Here is a 20,616-nt window from a genome sequence, read left to right on the forward strand (position 1 = left end):
ACCTAAACGCAATTAAATTGAGTAACGAAATTACTCACAATGTTAAAAATATCACCTTTTATATCATCACTCATGTCATTTGACAACTTTTTTAAAACCCCAGGGTGTACAGTATGAAAATAATTAATAAGATCATGTTCAAATTTATTAATGTAACTTATTTGTATTTTACTTAACTGATTATATAGGTTAGAAAAAATATACATCAGCACTACTTGCTCTTCTATTGACATAGGTAAATGTTGTTTTTGCTTTAATAACTCGACAAGATATTTACCCTTATTCAAGGATAATTGAACACTAGCATCAAGATCAGAACCAAATTTTGCAAAATCTTCTAATTCTCTATACTGAGCTAAGCTTAGCTTTATAGAACCAGCAACTTTCTTCACAGACTTTAGTTGTGCAGCAGAACCAACCCGTGAAACTGACAAACCTATATTTACTGCAGGTCGAAATCCTTTATAAAATAATTCAGACTCAAGAAAGATCTGCCCATCGGTAATTGAAATAACATTTGTTGGCACATATGCAGATACATCACCAGCTTGAGTTTCGACAATTGGCAAAGCAGTTAAAGAACCCTGCCCTTTTTTATCAGACATTTTAGCAGCTCTTTCAAGCAAGCGAGAATGTACATAGAATATATCTCCAGGGTAAGCTTCACGACCAGGAGGACGTCTGAGCAATAAAGACATCTGCCTATATGCCACAGCATGCTTAGATAAATCATCATATATAATCAAACAATGCATTCCATTGTCACGGAAAAATTCCCCAATAGTGCAACCAGCATAAGGTGCTAAAAATTGCATAGGCGCGCAGTCAGATGCACTAGCCACAACTACAGTTGTATACTCTAATGCTCCGCTTTCTTTCAGCTTATTTACCACTTTTGCTACTGTTGAAATTTTTTGCCCAATAGCAACATAAACACAGTAAACTTTTTGATTTTCGTTTACCTCATCGTTAATCTTCTTCTGATTGATAATAGTATCAAGCGCAATAGTAGTTTTACCAATTTGTCTATCACCAATAATTAATTCACGCTGCCCTCTACCTATTGGAATTAGCAAATCTATAATTTTAATTCCTGTTTGCAGTGGCTCATGCACAGACTTACGATCAATAATGCCTGGCGCTTTAGATTCTATATCCATTCTGTTTTTGGCTCTAATTTCCCCACCGTCGTCCATAGGATGGCCCAACGCATTTACAACTCTCCCTAACAATTCATGCCCTACAGGCACCTGCACAACATCACCACTACATTTTACAACGTCCCCTTCTTTCACATCACGGTCATTACCAAGCACAACTATTCCAGCCGTATTATGATCTAAATCGAGAACTATTCCTTCTACACCACTTGCAAAAAATACCTTTTCACCGAATTTTGCTTTTTCCAGCCCATAAACCAATGCGATACCATCTGTTACTGAAATTACTTCACCTATATTTTCCCGCTTTATAGGATTATCAAACGTCTCAACCTTTTCTCTTATTATACTTGCTATCTCAGAAACATTCATACTGTTCTTCATACAAAATTCCTTACTTTTAATATTTCCATTTTACTTAAGTCAACTAACCTATCCAAGTAACTTTTTAGCGAAGCATCGATCAAATTAAAACCATACCTAACTACGAAGCCACCTAGTATAGAAGGGTCAACCACATTGCTTACTTTTATTATTTTACCAAGAAAGCTCAAAGATTCAGTAATTATTTTTATATCAGATTCCTTTAAAGTTTCTGCTGACTTTATAGTAATTTCGAATTCATTTTCATTTTCTCTTGCAAGACTTAAGAATTTTTCTAATATAAGGATCAATAAACTAGAGCGTTTATTTGCAAATATAACCATAATAAATTTTACTAAATTCTCACTCAAGTGCTCATTTATAGAAAGCATCACTTCTTTTTTGTGTGCAAAAGAAATCATAGGATGAGATAGGTACACAAAAACATCACGTTGATCCTTAAAAAAAGCCAACAAAAATTCTACTTCTTTCCTTATAATACCTAACCTGCTTCCTGAGACATGAAATAGCACTCTAGCGTAAGATGAAACTAAATTATTGTATTGGGTCTTTTTCATATTAAATCCAGTAAATCTAAATTAATTCAGCTACAAATCTTTCATTCTTCAATCCAAGCATTTTTTATATAAACAGGTCTTTTCTTTAAGGAAAGAAAATATAAATCATATCTGACTGAATAATCTAAAAAACTAAGGTTTTTACTTAAGAAATACTTAGAGGAATTTATAATAGACTGACATTGAAGATGAGATATCGGTATTTCTTTTCCAAGTAAACTTGTTTTAACTTCTATAAAAATCAGCTCCTTTTTTTTAGATACAATTAAGTCAATTTCACCGAACTTACAACGGTAACGGCGTTTTATAACATTATACCATTTCAGTTTTAAATATACTAAAACTAATAACTCGCCAAAGTAACCTACAAAGTAGCGTAACCTACTTACCACAAGAAGAACAATTATGATAACAATTAACTTTGTGTAACTACTTTGCCTCCTTCTTTATTTTTACTATAAACCTTACCTCTTGCTGCAATATCCCTATCAACCAGTTCTATCACTGCCATTGAAGCGCAATCACCCTTTCGAGTGCTAAATTTTATTATTCTAGAATACCCACCTTTACGATCTTGATAACGGCTGGCTAAGACGTTTAATAACTTATCAACTGCTAACTTACTATTATGAAGGCGTGAAAGCAAAAGTCTTCTACCATGTAAAGTATTCTTATTCTTAGCAATTGTAATAAACTTTTCGACATATGGACGAAGTTCCTTAGCTTTTGGTAAAGTAGTTACAATCTGCTCATGGTTAATTAATGAGATAGATAGATTCTTTAACGTCGATAATCTATGTTCAGTACAACGAGATAGTTTACGTTTTTTTATTCCATGTTTCATATATCACCTAATCTTCATCAGTATGTTGTTTAGCCAACTCATCTATATCCTTAGGTGGCCAGTTTAGCACATTCATACCCAAAGACAAGCCAAAATTAGTCAAAACTGCCTTAATCTCATTCAAAGACTTTCTGCCAAAATTAGCAGTTCTTAACATTTCACCTTCTGTCTTTTGTACAAGATCACCTATATAAGTGATGTTTTCGTTTTTCAGACAGTTATGAGACCTGACAGATAATTCCATTTCATCTACCTTACGCAATAAGACAGGGTCATAACCCAAATCTTTAGCACCACTAGACGAAGAAACCTGCGATTTTTTATAACTTACATCAGAACTAATAAAGGGCTGAAGTTGCTCCTGTAATATTCTTGCAGCAGAGTCAACAGCTTGACTCGGAGAAATTGTACCATCAGTTTCAATTGACAATATCAGCTTATCCTTATCAGTCACTTGGCCAACACGACTGTTCTCTACCCTGTACGAAACCCTGTTGACAGGGCTATACAAAGCATTAACTGGAATAAAACCAATTAAATCCTGTTCACTCATAAGCTTCAAAAGTTCATTTTCTTTATATTTAGTTACAGGAAGATAACCTTTTCCGCTAGCCACATATATGGTCATGTTAAGCTCCACATTTTGCCCCAGCGTACATATTAACAAATCTTTATTAACAATAGAGCATTGATCATCAGTTTCTATCATCCCAGCTAATACCTGGCAAGGCCCTTTAGCGTTTAAATTTAAGCATTTATTAGAAGCACCATTTAATTTACACCTCAACATACCCATATTTAATACTATATCAGTTACGTCTTCTCTCACCCCTTGAATTGAAGTGAACTCATGAGTTACACCTTCAATTTTTATTCCATAAACAGCACTACCTTTAAGAGAAGATAACATTACACGTCTTAATGCATTGCCTAATGTTAAAGCAAAACCACTTTCCAACGGTTCTAGCACTATATCACTTTTTTCACTTGAATCATCTGATATTACCTTAACTGAACTAGGTTTAATCAATTTATCTAAATTGCTACAGAGAGAAACATCATTATTATAATACATAAAACAACCTTTTCAAATATCCTATACTCTTCTTTTTTTTCTTAACCTGCACCCATTATGAGGAATTGCGGTTTTATCTGCAATTGAAGTCACAGTCAACCCACAGCTCTGAAGTGCTTTAACCGCAGCTTCGGTACCAAAGCCAGGGCCGCGAATTATTACAGAGACAACCTTCATACCAAATCTCTCCATTGCGTTCTTCGCAGCAGACTCCGCAGCCTTACCTGCAGCATAAGGTGTGGATTTTCTCGAACCTGAAAAACCACATGCACCCACAGAAGTTTGACATAGCGTATTACCATGAACATCAGTTACATTTACAAAAGTATTATTAAAAGTTGCACGAATATGGACAACACCAGTAATAAACTCCTTCTTACTCTTACTAACCGTTTTGACTTTTTTCATTAAAACTCACAATAATAATAAATTTTATTTTTTCCCAGCAATAGGCAACCGAGATCTACCTTTACGAGTCTTAGCATTAGTATGAGTCCTTTGCCCTCTCACAGGTAAACCTTTTCTATGTCTCACCCCTCTATAGCATCCCATTTCCACTAAAGATTTTATGTTCATAGCCACTTCTTTTCTGAGCTCACCTTCTATAACATAATTTTGTCTAATGAAACCGCTGATCTTTTCTATATCTTCATCTCGTAATTCTGAAACACGTTTGCGCTTATCAACTTCGCAAGCGTGACAAATTACATTCGCAGTAGCAATACCTATACCATATATATAAGTTAATGCAAAAGGAACACATTTCCTCACTGGAATATTTATGCCTGCAATACGTGCCACTGGTACCTCGATACTTTATTAATAACAACTCTTAATTTATACCATAAAACAACTCAGAGTCAAACCAAATTACAAGAAATTTTACTTTCAATCTCTTGCGTTACCTCATCAACACTCAAATTAGCGTCAATTGTTAATAATTTGCCTTTATAATACTCGCGTAAACCTTTCATTTGAAGGTGATATTCACTTATTCTCTTATTAATTGCAGACATATCAGCATCATCAATTCTTTTCTCTAACCTCGTACTTTTACATTTAGCACAAGTAGTACTCTTAAAAGAAGATACACTATATATGCTTTTACAGTCCAAACACGCGAGACGATTTTTTAACCTATCGATTGCAATATTATCGTCAAGCTGCAGCTCAACTACAATGTCAACATCCCTATTATATTTTTCTTGCAAAACTTGAGTCAAAAAATGAGCCTGGTTTAAATTTCTCGGAAAACCATCTAATAAGCAATTATCATCCACTAATGCAATCTGGTCACGTAATAATCCACATATAATTTCATCTTGAATTAAATTACCAGATTCCACGGTACCCTTTATTTTTTTACCTAACTCACTACTGCTAGATATAATATTCCTTAATAAATCCCCTACTGAAATTAATTTTAAATTATATTTTGCTATTAACAAGCTTGACTGAGTACCTTTACCAGAACCTGGAGGACCAAAAATCGTAATGATCATCTTACTTTCCTCGTTTTAGACTCATATTTCTTTATCCAGTTGTCGTACCTATTTGAAAAAATATAAGATTGTATTTGCATAATAGTATCAGTAATAACGTTCACTATAATCAGTAAGCTCGTCCCACCAAAAATAAATGGTATATCATAATAATATCTCATAACTTCAGGTACAGTACATATGACTACCAAATACGCAGAGCCAATGAATGTCAACTTAAAAACTATATCTTGAAGGTAATCAGAAGTATGTTTCCCAGGCCTTCTACCAGGTATAAAACCACCATTTTTTTTAAGAAAATCTGCGTTTTCCTCTGGATTAAATATAAAATTGGTATAGAAAAAATTAAAAAATACTATCAGCACCAAATAGGCTACAATATATACTACTTTATTTGCCATAAAGTAATTCAAAATAAAATCAGAAAAAGCGTGCCCCTTATAGAAATTTGCAATTGAAATAGGTGTCAATAAAATTGCATTAGCAAAAATGGTTGGTACTACACCAGATAAATTAATCTTCAATGGAATATAAGTAAAATCGTCATTATGTAATCTTTTAAATTGCTTTTTAGGATGTTGAACAATAACCTTTCTATAAGAAGACTCTACAAAAATGACTAAGAGTAGCAGCAAAAAAAACAATACCAAAACAAAAAGGATAATAAATAACGATACGCTACCGTTTTTATTTAACGTTAACAAAGATGACAAAGCGCTGTGTAACTCTGATATTATACCCGTGAAAATGATTAATGAGATACCATTGCCTATACCGCTAGCGCTGATTCGTTCACCAAGCCATATTAAAAGCATAGTTCCACCTAAAAGGCTGAAAACACCTATTGTACGAAACATAACACCAGGTTCGATTACAACCAATACCCCTTCCCTATTCATCCCTTCCAATCCAACCAAAATTGGAATTGATTGAAATACACAAATTACTATGGTCAGATAGCGTATATAAGAATTCATCTTTCTACGGCCTGACTCTCCATCATTCTTAACTTCCTTCATTCCTTTAATCGCAGAAGAAAGTAACTGAATAATGATAGAAGCCATTATATATGGCATAACGTTCAATGCTAGAATTGTCATTCTAGCCAATGCACCACCAGAAAATAAATTAAATACTCCAAAAACGCCTGAGCCATCTTTGGGAAATATATCATTAATTACATCAAGATTAATTCCAGGAATAGGCACATAAGTACCCAAGCGATAGCAAATTAAAGCTATTAGCGTAAAAAATATACGCTTTAATAAATCGCCTTTATATAACAACGTAGGATCCAAGCTATTAAATGCTGATTTATTGCCCATGACTTACGATAGTATTTCCACACTACCACCAACTGAAGCTACAGATTTTTTTGCAGCTTCTGACGCAAAATCAACATGAAACACAAATTTTTCGCTCAACTTACCTTTATTAAGAAGTTTAATTTTATCCTTAATAGACTTTATAAAACCTAATTTATACAGCCTCTCCTTATCTATAACAGAGTCTTTCACTATTTTTTTAGCTTCCATTAAGCGCTGTATATCGCCAACATTAATTATAGAGTATATGCTCCTACGTATAGGCTTAAAACCTCTTTTAGGCAAACGAGTATATATAGACTGTTGTCCACCCTCAAAACCATTTATAGAAACTCCACTTCTAGCCTTCTGCCCTTTATGCCCTCTACCGGATGTTTTACCTTTACCACAACCGATACCTCTACCCAGCAACTTAGGCTTCTTTTTCTTAGATAATTTAGTAAATATAGAGTTTAATTTTACAGCATTATTCATACTTTACCTGTTTCCAACTATCTCGCTAATCTTTTTGCCTCTTTTGCTTGCTACCTGACGAGGAGATAACATACTATCAAAAGCCTTAAACACCGCACATATAACGTTATGAGGATTATTTGATCTAGTGGATTTAGCTACCACATCCTTTATACCTAACATCTCAAAAACTGATCTAATCGCTCCACCAGCAATAATACCTGTTCCGGCTCTTGCGGTTCTTAAAACTATCTCACCAGAACAAAATTTAGCTTTAATATCATGATGCAAAGTTCTACCTTCACGCAAGTACACTCTAATCATTGATTTCTTTGCAGCATTTACAGCTTTGACTCTTGCTTCAGCAACTTCTGCGTGCTTACCTATTCCACACCCTACCCTACCCTTCTCATCGCCAACAACAACCAAAATTGAAAATGAAAATCTTCTACCACCTTTGGTAACCGTTGTCACTCTTCGTACCGAAACTAAAAGCTCTGATAAATCATTATTATTTTGTAAATTCTTTATAGCCATATTCAAAACCTTCTAAAATTCAAATCCAGAACTTCTTAAAGCCTCAGCAAATTGAGAAACTAATCCTGTGTATTTATACGCTCCACGATCAAACGTAAGCTGCTGCTCTAATTTCATGCCAGACAGACGCTCAACCATTAAAGAAGAAACCTGTTTTATAGTTTCAGCGTTGACTTTCCCTTTACATACATCCTTAATTTTAGCATCCAAAGTAGAAGCTGAAGTGAGAGTTATTCCTTTTACATCATTAATTAACTGGACATAAAAATGCCTATTAGATTTAAATATGGATATACGTAAACGTTCAGCGCTCTTGTCAAGCTTCGCTCTATTACGTAACTTCCTTTTTTCAGAATTACTTAAAAAATTATACGATCTTTTCATTTTTATTACTTCTTTTTACTTACAACCTTACGCAGCATAAATTTGCCTTTTATTACAACACCCTTACCTTTATAAGGATCATATTTTCTAATTTTGCATATATCAGACGCCACCATATAGACCTTCTGCTTATCCATACCACTAACTACTAAGTGAGTTGGCTTTATGCACTTAATCTCAACATCTTTAGGCACTTTATATTTAACATTATGGCTATAACCAAGATATAAAGTCAAATACTTACCATCACACTCTGCCTTATATCCCACACCGTTAATCTCAAGATTAACAGAAAAACCATCAACCATGCCGTTAATGATATTATTAATATTACTCCTATAAGTGCCCCACATAGGCTTTATTTTATCATAATTATCTTTATCTTGATCAACAGAAAGCAATAGCTGATTATCAATAATCTGACACACAACATCCCTGATCAAGCTAACTTCCTTTTCAGCCTTAGCACTCTTTATTAACATACTACCATTATTATATTCAACTGAAACACCAGCAGGAATATTGATAGGAGCAGCACCTATACGAGACATGAATTTCTCCTATTATTTAAAACACACGACACAAAACTTCTCCACCAACCTTTAATTTATGTGCATTATAATCAGTCATCACTCCTTTGGGTGTCGATATAATAAAAATACCAAGACCATTATATGCTTTAGAAATGTCCTTATACTTAGAATAACGACGACAACCAGGCTTTGACACCCTAACTATGTCACTAATTACAGGTGACTTCTCATAATACTTCAATTTTACAATGAAAGAAGGTAAATTATCTACAACTTGCTTTTCATAATCAAGGATATACCCTTCCTCTTTTAAAATCTCCAATATAGAAGAATTCATCTTAGAAAATAGTACCCTTGTTGCCCTATGCATTGCCAATTGAGCATTACGTATCCTTGTTAAAAAATCACCAATACTATCAGATAACGCCACAATATACTCCTTATATTATATTTACCAACTAGACTTTGTAACTCCTGGAATTTGCCCAAAAGAACATAAATCACGCAAAACAATTCTACATAAACCAAATTTTCTATATACTCCTCTTGGTCTCCCAGTTAAAGCACACCTATTTCTAATTTTGGTTTTAGAAGAATTTCTAGGCAATTTTTTAATTAATTTATTTTGAGCTGTAAACCTTTCTACAATAGACAAATTCTTATTATTTATTATAGATTTCAATTTTTCTCTTTTTTCTTTATATTGATCGCACAACTTTATTCTGCGAAGATTTCTTTCTATCATAGATTTTTTTGCCATATATTTCTCCTCTCAATTAATCAAAAAAAGGAAATTTAAGAGCCAGTAATAATTCCTTTGCTTCCTTATCACTAACTGCACTTGTTATAATATTAATATCCATACCTCTAATTTTACTTATTTTATCATAGTCTATTTCTAAAAACGAGATATGTTCCTTTATACCAAAGGAAAAATTACCATTACCGTCAAATTGCTTCACACTAAATCCTCTAAAATCTTTTTCCCTTGGCAAAGCAATATATATCAATCTTTCTAAAAACTCATACATTTTATCTCTACGCAAAGTTACTTTGCAACCTACTGTAGCACCTTTTCTGATCTTGAAGCCAGAAATAGATTTTTTTGCAAAAGTTGATAAAGGCTTCTGCCCAGCAATCAAATATAGGCTATCAAGTGGTTCATTTATTGCTTTACTATCTGTAGCAGCATCTCCAACGCCCATATTGATACACACCTTGACAAGTTTAGGCACTTGCATTATATTGCCGTAATTAAACTTATCCTTCAAGGACTTTACTATGCTATCTTTATACAATTCTTTAAACATATCAACCTAATCTATCACTTCTCCAGAAACTTTTGCAAAACGCACTTTTCTACCGTCTATAACCTTAAACCCCACTCTAGTTGGAGTTTTATATTTAGGGTCCAATGTTGCAACGTTGGATATATCAATAGCTAACTCTTTATTTAATATACCACCACTACTACCAGCTTTTGGTTTAGTATGTCTCTTATGCACATTCACTCCAGAAACAATTACTTTCTTTTTAGCATCACGTGCTATAACTTTGATTACCTTACCAATTTTTCCCTTATCTTTACCAGTTAAAACTATAACGTCGTCACCACTTTTTATTTTAGCACTCATTATAAAACCTCAACAGCTAATGACATTATCTTCATAAAAGAACCAGATGATAACTTTTTTACCGGACCAAACACCCGAGTGCCAAGTGGTTCACCTTGATCGTTAATCAAAACTACAGCATTGCTAGAAAAACGAATTACAGAACCATCAGATTTCCTAATAGGGCTTTTCACCCTCACCACAACTGCTCTATATACTTTTCCCTTCTCAACTTTCCCTCTTGGAGTAATAGATTTAGTAGATACAATAACTGTGTCACCTATAGATGCAGACTTTCTACCACCCAATAAACCAATACAAAGCACTGCACGCGCGCCAGAATTATCAGCTACTTCCAACAATGTATTTTTTTGAATCATATAAATATCCTATTCAATGTGAGCTATTAACAATAACCCATTTTTTAGTAGTAGAAATAGGCTTGTGTTCTTGTATTAAAACCTTGTCCCCTTCTTTACAACTATTATTCTCATCATGTGCTGTATACTTCTTGTATTTTTTTATAACCTTTTTATACAGCTCATCCTTATACACTTGTAATACCGAAACCTTTACAGTCTTATCACACTTAGCCTTAGTTACAGTACCACAAAAAACCTTTTTAGGCATTCTTTTCCTCTCTTCTTCTTTTATTTAATGTAGTTAAAATACGAGCTATGCTCTTTCTTATTAAGCTAAAACGCGAAATATTGTTGCACTGGCCCAGCTTCTTTTGAAAAACCAAATTAACAAACTCTTTTCTCAAATTCACAAGAATTTCATGCAATTCTTGCGAGGACCTCGATTCAATGTCAGCTATATCCATTGCAACTCCATTTAATTATGATTAGATACAAATTTACACTTCATAGGAAGCTTAGCAGTTGCCTTTTCAAGCGCCAATCTTGCTAAATGCATGGGAACATCACTGCTAATTTCAAACAACATTCTACCGGGCTTAGCTTTAAATACCCAAAACTCAACACTACCTTTCCCTTTACCCATACGCACATCCGCCGGCTTTTTACTAACAGGGGTATCAGGAAAAATTCTTATCCACACTTTACCAGAGCGTTTTAATGTTCTAGATATTACACGCCTTGCAGTTTCAATATGCTTAGATTGAATCCTACCTGCTTCCATAGCCTTTAGACCATAATCTCCAAAAGATAATGTGCTACCACCTTTCGTGTTACCCTTAATTCGTCCTTTAAATACTTTTTTATATTTACTTTTTTTAGGAATAAACATTTCAATATACCTAATTAGTTACCAATATAAACCCAGACCTTAACTCCTATGATGCCATATATAGTTTTTGCTTCAGCAAAAGCATAATCTATATTAGCACGTAAAGTATGCAAAGGCAAACGGCCTTCTTTATACCACTCAGTACGAGCTATCTCAGCTCCGCCAAGGCGCCCAGAACAACTTACTTTAATACCTCTAGCACCCATCCTCAAACAACTTTGAATAGCTTTTTTCATCGCTCTTCTAAATGAAACCCTTTTTTCTAACTGCTGTGCAATGCTGTTTGATATTAAAACTGCATCTATTTCAGACCTTTTAACCCCTACTACATTCACTTCCACATTATTTTTTACTTTTTCAGCTATCTTTTGCTTTATCTTCTCAATATCCGAGCCTTTCTTACCTATTATCACTCCAGGTCTAGAAGAATGTATTATTACAGATACCAAATCGATCGTACGCTCTATAATTACTTTAGAAACACCAGCATGCTTAAAAGATTCATTTATATAACTGCGAATAGATAAATCTTGATGCAACCCTTGTTTATAACCCTTCTCAGCATACCAAATAGATGACCAAGTATTAATTATTTTTAACCTAAATCCTTTAGGATTAACGTTTCCCATATTTTTGCACTTTCCTTATTAATTTTCTATTTTTATGAATCATATAATTTCCCCCAATTTTACAGTTATATTACTATAACGTTTACTAACTCTATTAGCTCTACCCATAGCTTTTGGACATACCCTACGCAAAGTAAGAGACTTACCTATTAAAATTTCTTTTATATATAAATTATCGATATCCAATCCATAATTTTGAGCATTAGCAATCGCAGAATTTAATACCTTCCTTATAAGACCTGCAGCTTTCTTTTCACAAAATCTTAATTGCACAGTGGCAAAAGAAACTTTTTTATTACGTACTAAACCAGCAACCAAATTCAATTTACGAGGAGTTGATTTTAAAACCCTAGAACCAGCTTTAACTATTACATCTCTGTTTTTCATATCAATTACCTTCTTGTCGCCTTTTTATCACCACTATGCCCAGTAAATTTACGAGTGGGTGAAAACTCACCAAACTTATGACCTATCATATTCTGATCATTAACATTCACAGGAATGTAATCCTTACCATTATAAACAGCAAACTTTAAACCTAAACAATTAGGAAGAATTACAGAAGCCCTGGAATGAACTTTTATAGCCATGTTAACAAACCCCTTGTTTAAAGCATTATTCACCGACTTTAATATAGAAGGATGACAAAAAGGAGGCTTCCATGCAGATCTACTCATAAACTAACCTTTCAATTGTTTTATATACTTATCACTAGATTTATTTCTCCTTCGAGTTTTCTTTCCTTTTGTTGCAACACCCCAAGGAGTAACAGGATGACGACCACCAGAGGTTTTTCCTTCCCCGCCTCCATGAGGATGGTCAACCGGATTCATTGCAACTCCACGTACAGTAGGTCTAATCCCAAGCCACCTACTTCTCCCAGCTTTACCCAACTTTCTATTCTTATGGTCAGGGTTAGATACTACACCAATAGCAGCCTTGCAAGAAGATAAAATCAACCTAATTTGACCAGACCTGAGTCGTAATAAAACATATTGGCCATCACGACCAACGATTTGTGCATAACAACCAGCAGCTCTAGCAATCGCAGCACCATTACCTGGCTTCAGCTCAACATTATGAACGAAAGAACCAACAGGTATATGCTTGAGTAGTAAACAATTCCCTGGCAAAATATCAGCATCATTCCCAGCTGTAACAACATCACCTGGCTTCATACCTTGAGGAGCTAATATATAAGACTTAATATCATCTTCCTTATATGATATTAACGCCAAAAACCCACTTCTATTTGGGTCATACTCTATTTTTTCAACTATACCTTGACCACTTCTATTACGCTTAAAATCTATCACTCTATACTTCTTTTTGTGACCACCACCCCTATGACGAGTTGTAATTCTACCATGATTATTTCTTCCACCACTGGACTTTTTACCGGATGTAAGAGACTTTTCTGGCTCATCTTTTGATAAACCAACTTTACTTACTAACACAGTCCCACGAGAAGACGGAGTAACAGGATTAAAAAATTTCATACCCATACTAAACGCTCATTATATCTAATTTTTGACCATCCATCAAAGAAAAATAAACTTTCTTTTTCTGTTTTTCACAACCAACCACACCCCTAAAACGCCTATATTTAGGCTTAATTCTAACAACATTTATAGAAGAAATTTTAACATCAAATAGAGACTCTATTGCCAACTTTATTTGACGCTTATTTACATTTACAAAAACATACAAAGAATATTTATTAAACTTCTCCCTCAAAAAAGAGGCCTTTTCTGTAATTATAGGAGATTTTATTATATTATTATATTTGATCATAACAATCTACCTTCAAGATGCTTTAAAGTATCCTTTGTCAACATCACGCATTCGTGATTCAATATATCAAAAACATTTAACCCAATAGGTTTGATTAAGTCTACATAGTGCAAGTTTTTAGCCGCACGCAACAAATCATCTCCATAATCACCAACTATCAAAAAGGAAGAAAATTTAAAATTTTTAATACATTTACACATTTCAGACGTTTTCTTCACATCAATATTTAAATTATCCAGAATAATTACTTGATTATTTAAGTACTTTAGAGATAAAGCAATTTTTAAACCAAATTTGCGTACCTTCTTATTAAGAGAATAAGTATGACTCCTCACAACAGGGCCGAAAATAATCCCACCACCTCTAAATTGAGGAGATCGCAAGCTCCCTTGTCTTGCCCTACCGGTACGTTTTTGACCATAAGGTTTAGCTGTTGTACCAGAGACATCACTAATACCTTTTGTTTTATGAGTACCAGCTCTTCTCTTCGCTAATTGCCATCTCACTATATCATGCAAAATACTCAATTTTTGCTTAGCAGAAAATATCAAAGGATTGAGCTGAGCAGTACCTACATTATCATTAGATAGATTAACTAAATTACATTCCATAACTAACTTACCAAATTACTAGCATCATCATTTACATCTAACAGTAAACCTACCGGAAAAGGAACATCTTTATGTAAAGATTTTTTAACTGCATCTCTTACAAAAACATAGGAATTTTTAAACCCAGGAACATTATTACCCTTCACAGCAATTATACTATTTTCATGATCAATGGATAATATCTTCATATTTTGTGCAGTTATCCTGCTGTTACCTAAATGACCAGCCATTTTCTTTCCTTTGAATACTCTACCAGGATCCTGACATTGGCCAGTGGAACCTTGTGATCTGTGAGCAATAGAAACACCATGAGATGCCCTAAGCCCACTGAAATTATGCCGCTTCATCACACCAGCAAATCCTTTACCTATAGAATAACCCGTAATATCAAGATATTGACCAACCACAAAATGATTGATTCCCACTTTTTTACCACATTCTATTCCCGACAGGTCATTTAATCTACTTTCGTATAACTTACATTTATTATTTATACCCTTTTTCTTTAAATATTCCAACTGAGGTTTTGCTATATTTTTAAAATCTCCTGTGCCTAAAATGACTGAATTATAGCCACATTTATCTTGTCCTTTTATATCAATAATATAAGTTTCGCTGAGATGCAATAAAGTTACAGCCATGCGACTATTGTCAGAATACATAGCAGTATGACCAATATTCATCATTAGTAAACCAATTCTCCTCAGCGAATTTATTCTCTTCATTTCCTTCTCCTAAACCTTAACTTCCTTGACTTTTAAATCCACTTCTACGCCAGCAGAAAAAGATAAACCTGTAAGCATCTGCATCATAGTAGGAGTAAGATCATGTAAAACAATCAAACGCCTAGAAGTTCTCATTTCAAACTGTTCACGAGATTTTTTATCAACGTGAGGAGATCTATTAACAATAAATTTAGAATCTTTCCTTGGCAACGCAATCGGACCAGATAATTTTGCACTGGACCGCTTTAATTCATCAACAAATTTTCGAACACACTCCTCCAATAAAGAACAATCGAAAGCCTTAATGTTAATATATATATCTTGCTTCATCTTAGTTACTACACTCACTCCAAAATTTCAGAAACAACACCAGAACCAACAGTTCTACCGCCTTCTCTTATCGCAAAACGCAATCCCTTATCCATTGCTATCGGTACTTGCAATTCTACTTCTACACTCACATTATCTCCTGGCATTACCATCTCCTTCCCATCTAGCAATTTTATGCTCCCAGTTACATCCGTTGTCCTTAAATAAAACTGTGGCTGGTAATTCGCAAAAAATGGTGTATGCCTTCCTCCTTCCTCTTTCTTTAATATATAAACCTCCGCCTTAAACTTTCTATGCGGTGTTATCGTCCCCGGTTTCGCTAATACTTGCCCTCTCTCCACTTCTTCTCTTTTTGTTCCTCTTAACAATATTCCTACATTGAGTCCTGCACTTCCCTTATCCAGCAACTTCTTAAACATCTCAACACCTGTGCATATCGTCTTTTGCGTCGCTTTCAGACCTATTATCTCTATCTCTTCTCCCGTCTTTATCTCTCCCTTCTCTATTCTTCCTGTTACCACTGTTCCTCGCCCCGATATCGAAAATACATCTTCGATTGGCAATAAAAATGGTAAATCCACAGGCCTTGGTGGAACCGCTACATATTCATCTAACTTTTCCATCAATTTATCTATTGATTTCTTTCCATATTCGCTGCTGTCATCCTCCAGCGCCTTGAGCGCTGAACCAACCACCACAGGCACTTCATCCCCTGGAAATCCGTATTTACTCAGTAATTCCCTCACTTCCATTTCTACTAAATCTATCATATCAGCATCAGCAACATCAGCTTTATTTATATACACCACGATATATCCAACACCTACCTGCTTCGCCAGCAATATATGCTCTCTCGTTTGTGGCATTGGCCCATCAACCCCCGACACTACCAATATCGCCGCATCCATCTGTGCTGCACCTACTATCATGTTCTTTACATAGTCAGCGTGTCCAGGACAATCAACGTGTGCATAATGCCTTTTTTCCGTCTGATACTCAACATGCGCTGTTGCTATCGTTATCCCCCTCTTCCTTTCTTCTGGCGCTTTATCTATCTGATCGTACGCTACAAAATTTCCATAATGCTTCGTTATCGCCGCTGTTAACGTCGTCTTCCCATGATCCACATGTCCTATCGTTCCCACATTTACATGCGGCTTTCCAAATGCTTCCACTATTGCTGTCATAATTTAAACTTTTCTACCTAAAATACAAATACATCAATAAATAATATGTTGATTTTATAAAAATACAACAAAAAAAAGAGCGGATAGTGGGAATCGAACCCACGTCACTAGCTTGGAAGGCTAGAGCTCTACCATTGAGCTATACCCGCACAATGGAGGAGGTAGGATTCGAACCTACGTACGCTCACGCGGACAGATTTACAGTCTGTTACCTTTAACCACTCGGTCACTCCTCCGCAAAAATTTGTTAAGAGAATACTATTTTAGCATCTTAACTTAAGCTCTTATTGTATTTAATACTAAACGCCTAAAATTAAAAAATCAAGCAATAAAACCTACCCTGATTAAAATCATGCAGATTTCATTTTATATAACACAATATTGCCAATAAAACGCCTAAACAAATAATGCGAATCATGCGTACCTGGCGCTTCTTCTGGATGATATTGCACAGAAAAGACTAGGTAATCCTTCATCATTATTCCCTCTACACTATTATCAAATAGAGAAATGTGAGTAATTTCAACATTACTTGGAAGAGAAGCTGAATCAACAACAAAACCATGATTTTGGCTAGTGATCTCAACTTTTCCACTAATTACATCATAAACTGGATGGTTACTCCCTCGGTGACCTATATCCATCTTGATGGTCTTTGCCCCCAAAGTAATCGCAAGTAATTGATGGCCCATGCATATGCCAAAAATTGGTATTTTAGATTTTATAATAATGTCTATTTCTGAAACTACACTTTCTCCTATTTCTTGCGGATCACCAGGACCATTTGAAAGCACTATACCATCTGGATTCATACTCAACACTTTTTGAGCAAAACCTGTGCTTGGTCTGATTAATTCAACTGTACAACCAAGTTCTATTAAGCGTGAAACTATACTGATTTTTACGCCAAAATCAACGATTACAATCCTATATTTTGCATTAAGGTCAATAGCTCTATCTGATGTTATTCCAGTGCGTGACACTGGAATCCATATATTTTTTGCTGGATCCGAGTAGTCAGCTACTTGGATGACAAAGTGCTCCGCTAGTCTATTATTTTCAAAACTGTTATTTAAACTAACCTTATTAGTTATTTCTATCCCATTTACAGGTTTGTATTCCTTCAATTTGTCTAATGCATGCGCCTTACTCGATGAGCATATCATTCCATTTTGAGATCCATGTTCTCTCAAATGTCTCGTTAAAGCTCTAGTATCAACTCCTGATATCCCAATCACGTTATTTTTCTCTAACCAATCATTTAAACTGATATATGAAGAAGGGTGGGACATAGAAGAAAGTTCACGCATAACCACACCACTTGCAAAAATTTTCTTTCCTTCATTATCCTTATGGTTTATTCCAACGTTACCAATATGAGGAAAAGTGAACGTTATAATTTGATCGGCAAAAGAAGGATCAGTTATAGTATGCTGATAACCGGTCATACCAGTGGTAAAACAGACCTCACCTATGCATTTGCCTTTTTTACCTACTGATTTTCCCCAAAAGCACTTGCCATCTTGTAAAATTAAAACTGTGTCCTGCACTTCATTATCTATTTAACTGATTCAAAACAGTATACAAGAATTTCAAATAATACGTAACTCTTTCTAAAATTCCAAATTTAACCACGAAGCAGCAAAAAATAACATGAAAAACTTTTAATACAATCTTTCATATAATAGCTCTTTTTACAATAATCCGAACAGACCGTAATATGCTACTGGCCTGCTATAGCCATAAACACATATCTTATCGCATTCGGACTATTATAAGAAAGGCTATAAAATATATAGTTGACTACCTTCATATTTCGTATTAGATATAGGTAAATCATAAGTAAAGTGGAGGGTAATAATGAACACTGGTACAAATCAATCAAAAAAAATAAATGAGAAGTGGTTAGCTGGAGGAATTGGCGCGCTATCATTTGTAATGATGCTACCGTCGATTCTTCTTTTAGCAAAAATAGCTATAGGGCTAATTATGGTTTCAGTTGCAGCAATAGCGATAAAAGTTGCCTTAAAAACAATATCGAATGCTTTAGAGGATAAACAGGCAGATCAAAGCCAAGCGACGCAACAAACAACACAAAGTAAAATTATAAACCTGGCTATTGGATTAACATCTATATTCGTAGGAGGATTATCACTATTCATTATAGCACAAACTGGCTTAATTGCAGCATGTGCAGCTATAACTGCTTTAGCTCTACACGAATATGTTAAAAATCAAGAAATAGGAAAAGAGATAAATGATAAATTCGATAAGGTAGCTGACGATACAATCAATTTTATTGTTAGCAGTGTTGAAAAACTTATTCCAACAAAGCCGCCAGGCATAACAGCCTAAACTGTCTCCGTTCAGGGCATAAGTGTTACAAGTAGCATTATATAAAGCGATTAATGGCATCCTCCTGATAATAGAATAATTGTATCTGTTCAGGGGCATCGCAAATATTGAAGCAAAAGTGGTCAGTGCTTACTATACGAATATTGTGATTTGAATCCACTAGGGAGGATGTCATCCCAGTGCCCAGACACTGGGATCCAGGAATTTTGATTAGAGATTAAATTGGTGAGTATAAAAGTAGCTAATCCTACGTTAAAATACAACGTTTTTAATGGGACTGCGTAAAAGGGCTGGAATGACACCTTTGTGTTTGAGGCAAAACCTGCTATAACATTTCTTCGCAAACAAACGTTCGTGCAGTTATGTATCAGCTACTTTCATGGCACCATTTGTTGTAAACTCACATTTCTCTATGATTATCTTTATTTGCCGCTTTCCCGAACGGATGCTCTACAGTTATTTCCTCATTAATAGAGCGAGGTGCACCGGAACCAGGTACAACGATATTCTCGTGCGATTGCATATCCTTCTTTTCCTCACATGGTGTTTGCTTAATGAAATGTGCTGCTAAAACTTCATGTAAAGCTTTACCTTTTATAAGCACAGCCTCGTTTTGCTTAGCTAACTCTAAAATTTTCTTTGGTTCAACATCTTTACCGTCAATAGTTGATTTTTTAATACTAACTTGACCTAAATTTATATTTAGAACAACAGTACAGTTAAGGTCTTTTCCAGATTCATCTTTTGCACCCCAACTAATTTCGATGTCACATATTGCAAATTCTGTAAAGGAGTAGTTCCTCTGTTGTTTCTCATTCTTCTCAATTGTTACTATTCTTTCACCATTGCTGTATATTTTTGCTCTTTTTACCTCGCTTTTCTCTTCTTCCATTCTTTTAGTTTTTTCAGTGAAAAGACGACTGGTTTCTAAACTTTGTTCAGGTTTAGTAATGTTGATATTAAGATGGTCATAATGATTAAGAAGACGGTTTGCATATGGACATGGCACATAACACCCATCAAAGAAAGCAATTGCACTACCAGTTTTTAGAAATTCTTGTCCATCGCTCATTCCTTCACCAATTCGAATAAGATATCTACCCAACCTCTTTTTAAAATTTTCTTTTAACTCCTCCTGATCTTTAGAAGTAAGCTTCTTATCCAATATACCCATTATTTCTTTTCGCTTACTCAATACCACATAATTGAAAAGGAAAATATCATCCTCTCGATAATAATTTGCTATCTTGTCAAATGGATCTGCCGGCCAACCGTTATTATAATTTACGGAATCAGAAGAATCTTCACACTTATTATCCTTAAAATCAAAATTCAATCTTTCAAAATCTGATAATACTTTTTCTGCC

Annotated in this window: 33 protein-coding genes and 2 tRNA genes; 1 reads left to right on the plus strand and 34 read right to left on the minus strand. The window is 34.6% G+C overall.

Annotated elements, in window-relative coordinates; translation table 11 throughout:
* Positions 1-2 precede the first annotated feature (2 nt).
* The 33 genes from atpA to carA all read right to left on the minus strand — a co-directional run bounded on the left by atpA (position 3) and on the right by carA (position 18,444).
* Complete coding sequence (atpA, locus tag AAGD90_RS05155) at positions 3-1,544, minus strand: F0F1 ATP synthase subunit alpha (RefSeq protein ID WP_182320407.1); 1,542 nt, start codon at positions 1,542-1,544, stop codon at positions 3-5.
* Positions 1,541-2,101 (minus strand): ATP synthase F1 subunit delta, encoded by a 561-nt coding sequence (atpH, locus tag AAGD90_RS05160; protein WP_010962742.1) that lies wholly within the window; start codon positions 2,099-2,101, stop codon positions 1,541-1,543. The genes atpA and atpH overlap by 4 nt, the downstream gene beginning before the upstream one ends.
* A gap of 41 nt (positions 2,102-2,142) precedes the next feature.
* The gene (locus AAGD90_RS05165; RefSeq protein ID WP_341821764.1) at positions 2,143-2,493 is read right to left on the minus strand and encodes a YraN family protein; all 351 of its coding nucleotides are present in this window, start codon (positions 2,491-2,493) and stop codon (positions 2,143-2,145) included.
* 23 nt (positions 2,494-2,516) lie between these two features.
* Entirely contained in the window at positions 2,517-2,945 is a 429-nt protein-coding gene (rplQ, locus tag AAGD90_RS05170) for a 50S ribosomal protein L17 (RefSeq protein ID WP_007550873.1), read from the minus strand.
* Positions 2,946-2,952: 7 nt separating this feature from the next.
* Positions 2,953-4,020 (minus strand): DNA-directed RNA polymerase subunit alpha, encoded by a 1,068-nt coding sequence (locus tag AAGD90_RS05175; RefSeq protein WP_012673178.1) that lies wholly within the window; start codon positions 4,018-4,020, stop codon positions 2,953-2,955.
* 21 nt (positions 4,021-4,041) lie between these two features.
* Positions 4,042-4,428, minus strand: coding sequence for a 30S ribosomal protein S11 (gene rpsK, locus AAGD90_RS05180; RefSeq protein ID WP_015589137.1), 387 nt, complete (start codon positions 4,426-4,428; stop codon positions 4,042-4,044).
* Positions 4,429-4,452: 24 nt separating this feature from the next.
* Positions 4,453-4,821, minus strand: a complete 369-nt coding sequence (gene rpsM, locus AAGD90_RS05185; RefSeq protein ID WP_010962745.1) for a 30S ribosomal protein S13 — start codon at positions 4,819-4,821, stop codon at positions 4,453-4,455.
* 59 nt (positions 4,822-4,880) lie between these two features.
* A complete protein-coding gene (locus tag AAGD90_RS05190) occupies positions 4,881-5,522 on the minus strand; it encodes an adenylate kinase family protein (RefSeq protein WP_077188177.1) in 642 nt (213 codons plus the stop codon).
* Complete coding sequence (gene secY / locus AAGD90_RS05195; RefSeq protein WP_010962747.1) at positions 5,519-6,847, minus strand: preprotein translocase subunit SecY; 1,329 nt, start codon at positions 6,845-6,847, stop codon at positions 5,519-5,521. Before secY ends, AAGD90_RS05190 begins: the two co-directional genes overlap by 4 nt.
* A 3-nt stretch (positions 6,848-6,850) precedes the next feature.
* A complete protein-coding gene (gene rplO / locus AAGD90_RS05200; protein ID WP_006279863.1) occupies positions 6,851-7,321 on the minus strand; it encodes a 50S ribosomal protein L15 in 471 nt (156 codons plus the stop codon).
* Positions 7,322-7,324: 3 nt separating this feature from the next.
* Positions 7,325-7,837 carry a 30S ribosomal protein S5 gene (rpsE, locus tag AAGD90_RS05205; protein WP_341821765.1) on the minus strand — a complete coding sequence of 171 codons (513 nt, stop codon included), beginning with the start codon at positions 7,835-7,837 and terminating at the stop codon, positions 7,325-7,327.
* A gap of 12 nt (positions 7,838-7,849) precedes the next feature.
* The gene (gene rplR, locus AAGD90_RS05210; RefSeq protein ID WP_006279867.1) at positions 7,850-8,221 is read right to left on the minus strand and encodes a 50S ribosomal protein L18; all 372 of its coding nucleotides are present in this window, start codon (positions 8,219-8,221) and stop codon (positions 7,850-7,852) included.
* Between the two features lie 5 nt (positions 8,222-8,226).
* Entirely contained in the window at positions 8,227-8,772 is a 546-nt protein-coding gene (rplF, locus tag AAGD90_RS05215; protein WP_007551152.1) for a 50S ribosomal protein L6, read from the minus strand.
* A 16-nt stretch (positions 8,773-8,788) separates the two neighbouring features.
* Entirely contained in the window at positions 8,789-9,184 is a 396-nt protein-coding gene (rpsH, locus tag AAGD90_RS05220; protein WP_007551150.1) for a 30S ribosomal protein S8, read from the minus strand.
* A 21-nt stretch (positions 9,185-9,205) separates the two neighbouring features.
* Positions 9,206-9,514, minus strand: a complete 309-nt coding sequence (rpsN, locus tag AAGD90_RS05225) for a 30S ribosomal protein S14 (RefSeq protein WP_006279345.1) — start codon at positions 9,512-9,514, stop codon at positions 9,206-9,208.
* A 16-nt stretch (positions 9,515-9,530) separates the two neighbouring features.
* The gene (rplE, locus tag AAGD90_RS05230) at positions 9,531-10,064 is read right to left on the minus strand and encodes a 50S ribosomal protein L5 (RefSeq protein ID WP_010962750.1); all 534 of its coding nucleotides are present in this window, start codon (positions 10,062-10,064) and stop codon (positions 9,531-9,533) included.
* A 6-nt stretch (positions 10,065-10,070) separates the two neighbouring features.
* Positions 10,071-10,388 (minus strand): 50S ribosomal protein L24, encoded by a 318-nt coding sequence (rplX, locus tag AAGD90_RS05235; protein ID WP_006279347.1) that lies wholly within the window; start codon positions 10,386-10,388, stop codon positions 10,071-10,073.
* Positions 10,388-10,747: a 50S ribosomal protein L14 gene (gene rplN / locus AAGD90_RS05240; RefSeq protein WP_006279348.1), complete on the minus strand. Its 360-nt coding sequence runs from the start codon at positions 10,745-10,747 to the stop codon at positions 10,388-10,390. The genes rplX and rplN overlap by 1 nt, the downstream gene beginning before the upstream one ends.
* Before the next feature lie 13 nt (positions 10,748-10,760).
* Entirely contained in the window at positions 10,761-10,997 is a 237-nt protein-coding gene (rpsQ, locus tag AAGD90_RS05245; RefSeq protein WP_007549925.1) for a 30S ribosomal protein S17, read from the minus strand.
* Positions 10,990-11,193: a 50S ribosomal protein L29 gene (gene rpmC, locus AAGD90_RS05250; protein ID WP_006279350.1), complete on the minus strand. Its 204-nt coding sequence runs from the start codon at positions 11,191-11,193 to the stop codon at positions 10,990-10,992. The genes rpsQ and rpmC overlap by 8 nt, the downstream gene beginning before the upstream one ends.
* Before the next feature lie 11 nt (positions 11,194-11,204).
* Complete coding sequence (gene rplP / locus AAGD90_RS05255; RefSeq protein ID WP_010962752.1) at positions 11,205-11,618, minus strand: 50S ribosomal protein L16; 414 nt, start codon at positions 11,616-11,618, stop codon at positions 11,205-11,207.
* 14 nt (positions 11,619-11,632) lie between these two features.
* Positions 11,633-12,247, minus strand: a complete 615-nt coding sequence (rpsC, locus tag AAGD90_RS05260; RefSeq protein ID WP_010962753.1) for a 30S ribosomal protein S3 — start codon at positions 12,245-12,247, stop codon at positions 11,633-11,635.
* Positions 12,248-12,286: 39 nt separating this feature from the next.
* Positions 12,287-12,634, minus strand: a complete 348-nt coding sequence (rplV, locus tag AAGD90_RS05265) for a 50S ribosomal protein L22 (RefSeq protein WP_007549821.1) — start codon at positions 12,632-12,634, stop codon at positions 12,287-12,289.
* A 5-nt stretch (positions 12,635-12,639) separates the two neighbouring features.
* Positions 12,640-12,924, minus strand: a complete 285-nt coding sequence (gene rpsS / locus AAGD90_RS05270; RefSeq protein ID WP_006279181.1) for a 30S ribosomal protein S19 — start codon at positions 12,922-12,924, stop codon at positions 12,640-12,642.
* A 3-nt stretch (positions 12,925-12,927) separates the two neighbouring features.
* Entirely contained in the window at positions 12,928-13,752 is an 825-nt protein-coding gene (gene rplB / locus AAGD90_RS05275) for a 50S ribosomal protein L2 (protein WP_341821766.1), read from the minus strand.
* Position 13,753: 1 nt separating this feature from the next.
* The gene (locus tag AAGD90_RS05280; RefSeq protein ID WP_209473095.1) at positions 13,754-14,041 is read right to left on the minus strand and encodes a 50S ribosomal protein L23; all 288 of its coding nucleotides are present in this window, start codon (positions 14,039-14,041) and stop codon (positions 13,754-13,756) included.
* Entirely contained in the window at positions 14,038-14,652 is a 615-nt protein-coding gene (gene rplD, locus AAGD90_RS05285) for a 50S ribosomal protein L4 (RefSeq protein WP_012673183.1), read from the minus strand. Before rplD ends, AAGD90_RS05280 begins: the two co-directional genes overlap by 4 nt.
* Positions 14,653-14,654: 2 nt before the next feature.
* Positions 14,655-15,377, minus strand: coding sequence for a 50S ribosomal protein L3 (rplC, locus tag AAGD90_RS05290; protein WP_006279218.1), 723 nt, complete (start codon positions 15,375-15,377; stop codon positions 14,655-14,657).
* A 9-nt stretch (positions 15,378-15,386) separates the two neighbouring features.
* The gene (rpsJ, locus tag AAGD90_RS05295; RefSeq protein ID WP_012673184.1) at positions 15,387-15,707 is read right to left on the minus strand and encodes a 30S ribosomal protein S10; all 321 of its coding nucleotides are present in this window, start codon (positions 15,705-15,707) and stop codon (positions 15,387-15,389) included.
* Between the two features lie 14 nt (positions 15,708-15,721).
* Entirely contained in the window at positions 15,722-16,894 is a 1,173-nt protein-coding gene (gene tuf, locus AAGD90_RS05300) for an elongation factor Tu (RefSeq protein ID WP_010962759.1), read from the minus strand.
* Positions 16,895-16,972: 78 nt separating this feature from the next.
* Positions 16,973-17,043, minus strand: a tRNA-Gly gene (locus AAGD90_RS05305).
* Positions 17,044-17,047: 4 nt separating this feature from the next.
* Positions 17,048-17,130: transfer RNA gene (locus AAGD90_RS05310), tRNA-Tyr, on the minus strand.
* A 114-nt stretch (positions 17,131-17,244) separates the two neighbouring features.
* Entirely contained in the window at positions 17,245-18,444 is a 1,200-nt protein-coding gene (gene carA, locus AAGD90_RS05315; protein ID WP_341821767.1) for a glutamine-hydrolyzing carbamoyl-phosphate synthase small subunit, read from the minus strand.
* 310 nt (positions 18,445-18,754) lie between these two features.
* Between carA and AAGD90_RS05320 the strand changes: the two genes are divergently transcribed.
* Positions 18,755-19,249, plus strand: a complete 495-nt coding sequence (locus AAGD90_RS05320) for a hypothetical protein (protein ID WP_341821768.1) — start codon at positions 18,755-18,757, stop codon at positions 19,247-19,249.
* Positions 19,250-19,649: 400 nt separating this feature from the next.
* On the opposite strand, the gene AAGD90_RS05325 is transcribed toward AAGD90_RS05320, so the two are convergent.
* On the minus strand, positions 19,650-20,585 hold the full coding sequence (locus AAGD90_RS05325; RefSeq protein ID WP_341821770.1) for a hypothetical protein: 936 nt from the start codon (positions 20,583-20,585) through the stop codon (positions 19,650-19,652).
* Positions 20,586-20,616: the final 31 nt, after the last annotated feature.

It is taken from the genome of Wolbachia endosymbiont (group A) of Ischnus inquisitorius (genome assembly GCF_964026985.1).
Taxonomy (GTDB): Bacteria; Pseudomonadota; Alphaproteobacteria; order Rickettsiales; family Anaplasmataceae; genus Wolbachia; species Wolbachia pipientis.

What these genes read in the sequence shown, in the direction of transcription:
- atpA (WP_182320407.1), bottom strand. Translation starts at nt 1,544, where the DNA reads ATGAAGAACAGTATGAATGTTTCTGAGATAGCAAGTATAATAAGAGAA.
- atpH (WP_010962742.1), bottom strand. Translation starts at nt 2,101, where the DNA reads ATGAAAAAGACCCAATACAATAATTTAGTTTCATCTTACGCTAGAGTG.
- rplQ (WP_007550873.1), bottom strand. Translation starts at nt 2,945, where the DNA reads ATGAAACATGGAATAAAAAAACGTAAACTATCTCGTTGTACTGAACAT.
- AAGD90_RS05175 (WP_012673178.1), bottom strand. Translation starts at nt 4,020, where the DNA reads ATGTATTATAATAATGATGTTTCTCTCTGTAGCAATTTAGATAAATTG.
- rpsK (WP_015589137.1), bottom strand. Translation starts at nt 4,428, where the DNA reads ATGAAAAAAGTCAAAACGGTTAGTAAGAGTAAGAAGGAGTTTATTACT.
- AAGD90_RS05190 (WP_077188177.1), bottom strand. Translation starts at nt 5,522, where the DNA reads ATGATCATTACGATTTTTGGTCCTCCAGGTTCTGGTAAAGGTACTCAG.
- secY (WP_010962747.1), bottom strand. Translation starts at nt 6,847, where the DNA reads ATGGGCAATAAATCAGCATTTAATAGCTTGGATCCTACGTTGTTATAT.
- rplO (WP_006279863.1), bottom strand. Translation starts at nt 7,321, where the DNA reads ATGAATAATGCTGTAAAATTAAACTCTATATTTACTAAATTATCTAAG.
- rpsE (WP_341821765.1), bottom strand. Translation starts at nt 7,837, where the DNA reads ATGGCTATAAAGAATTTACAAAATAATAATGATTTATCAGAGCTTTTA.
- rplR (WP_006279867.1), bottom strand. Translation starts at nt 8,221, where the DNA reads ATGAAAAGATCGTATAATTTTTTAAGTAATTCTGAAAAAAGGAAGTTA.
- rplF (WP_007551152.1), bottom strand. Translation starts at nt 8,772, where the DNA reads ATGTCTCGTATAGGTGCTGCTCCTATCAATATTCCTGCTGGTGTTTCA.
- rpsN (WP_006279345.1), bottom strand. Translation starts at nt 9,514, where the DNA reads ATGGCAAAAAAATCTATGATAGAAAGAAATCTTCGCAGAATAAAGTTG.
- rplE (WP_010962750.1), bottom strand. Translation starts at nt 10,064, where the DNA reads ATGTTTAAAGAATTGTATAAAGATAGCATAGTAAAGTCCTTGAAGGAT.
- rplX (WP_006279347.1), bottom strand. Translation starts at nt 10,388, where the DNA reads ATGAGTGCTAAAATAAAAAGTGGTGACGACGTTATAGTTTTAACTGGT.
- rplN (WP_006279348.1), bottom strand. Translation starts at nt 10,747, where the DNA reads ATGATTCAAAAAAATACATTGTTGGAAGTAGCTGATAATTCTGGCGCG.
- rpsQ (WP_007549925.1), bottom strand. Translation starts at nt 10,997, where the DNA reads ATGCCTAAAAAGGTTTTTTGTGGTACTGTAACTAAGGCTAAGTGTGAT.
- rpmC (WP_006279350.1), bottom strand. Translation starts at nt 11,193, where the DNA reads ATGGATATAGCTGACATTGAATCGAGGTCCTCGCAAGAATTGCATGAA.
- rplP (WP_010962752.1), bottom strand. Translation starts at nt 11,618, where the DNA reads ATGTTTATTCCTAAAAAAAGTAAATATAAAAAAGTATTTAAAGGACGA.
- rpsC (WP_010962753.1), bottom strand. Translation starts at nt 12,247, where the DNA reads ATGGGAAACGTTAATCCTAAAGGATTTAGGTTAAAAATAATTAATACT.
- rplV (WP_007549821.1), bottom strand. Translation starts at nt 12,634, where the DNA reads ATGAAAAACAGAGATGTAATAGTTAAAGCTGGTTCTAGGGTTTTAAAA.
- rpsS (WP_006279181.1), bottom strand. Translation starts at nt 12,924, where the DNA reads ATGAGTAGATCTGCATGGAAGCCTCCTTTTTGTCATCCTTCTATATTA.
- rplB (WP_341821766.1), bottom strand. Translation starts at nt 13,752, where the DNA reads ATGGGTATGAAATTTTTTAATCCTGTTACTCCGTCTTCTCGTGGGACT.
- AAGD90_RS05280 (WP_209473095.1), bottom strand. Translation starts at nt 14,041, where the DNA reads ATGATCAAATATAATAATATAATAAAATCTCCTATAATTACAGAAAAG.
- rplD (WP_012673183.1), bottom strand. Translation starts at nt 14,652, where the DNA reads ATGGAATGTAATTTAGTTAATCTATCTAATGATAATGTAGGTACTGCT.
- rplC (WP_006279218.1), bottom strand. Translation starts at nt 15,377, where the DNA reads ATGAAGAGAATAAATTCGCTGAGGAGAATTGGTTTACTAATGATGAAT.
- rpsJ (WP_012673184.1), bottom strand. Translation starts at nt 15,707, where the DNA reads ATGAAGCAAGATATATATATTAACATTAAGGCTTTCGATTGTTCTTTA.
- tuf (WP_010962759.1), bottom strand. Translation starts at nt 16,894, where the DNA reads ATGACAGCAATAGTGGAAGCATTTGGAAAGCCGCATGTAAATGTGGGA.
- AAGD90_RS05320 (WP_341821768.1), top strand. Translation starts at nt 18,755, where the DNA reads ATGAACACTGGTACAAATCAATCAAAAAAAATAAATGAGAAGTGGTTA.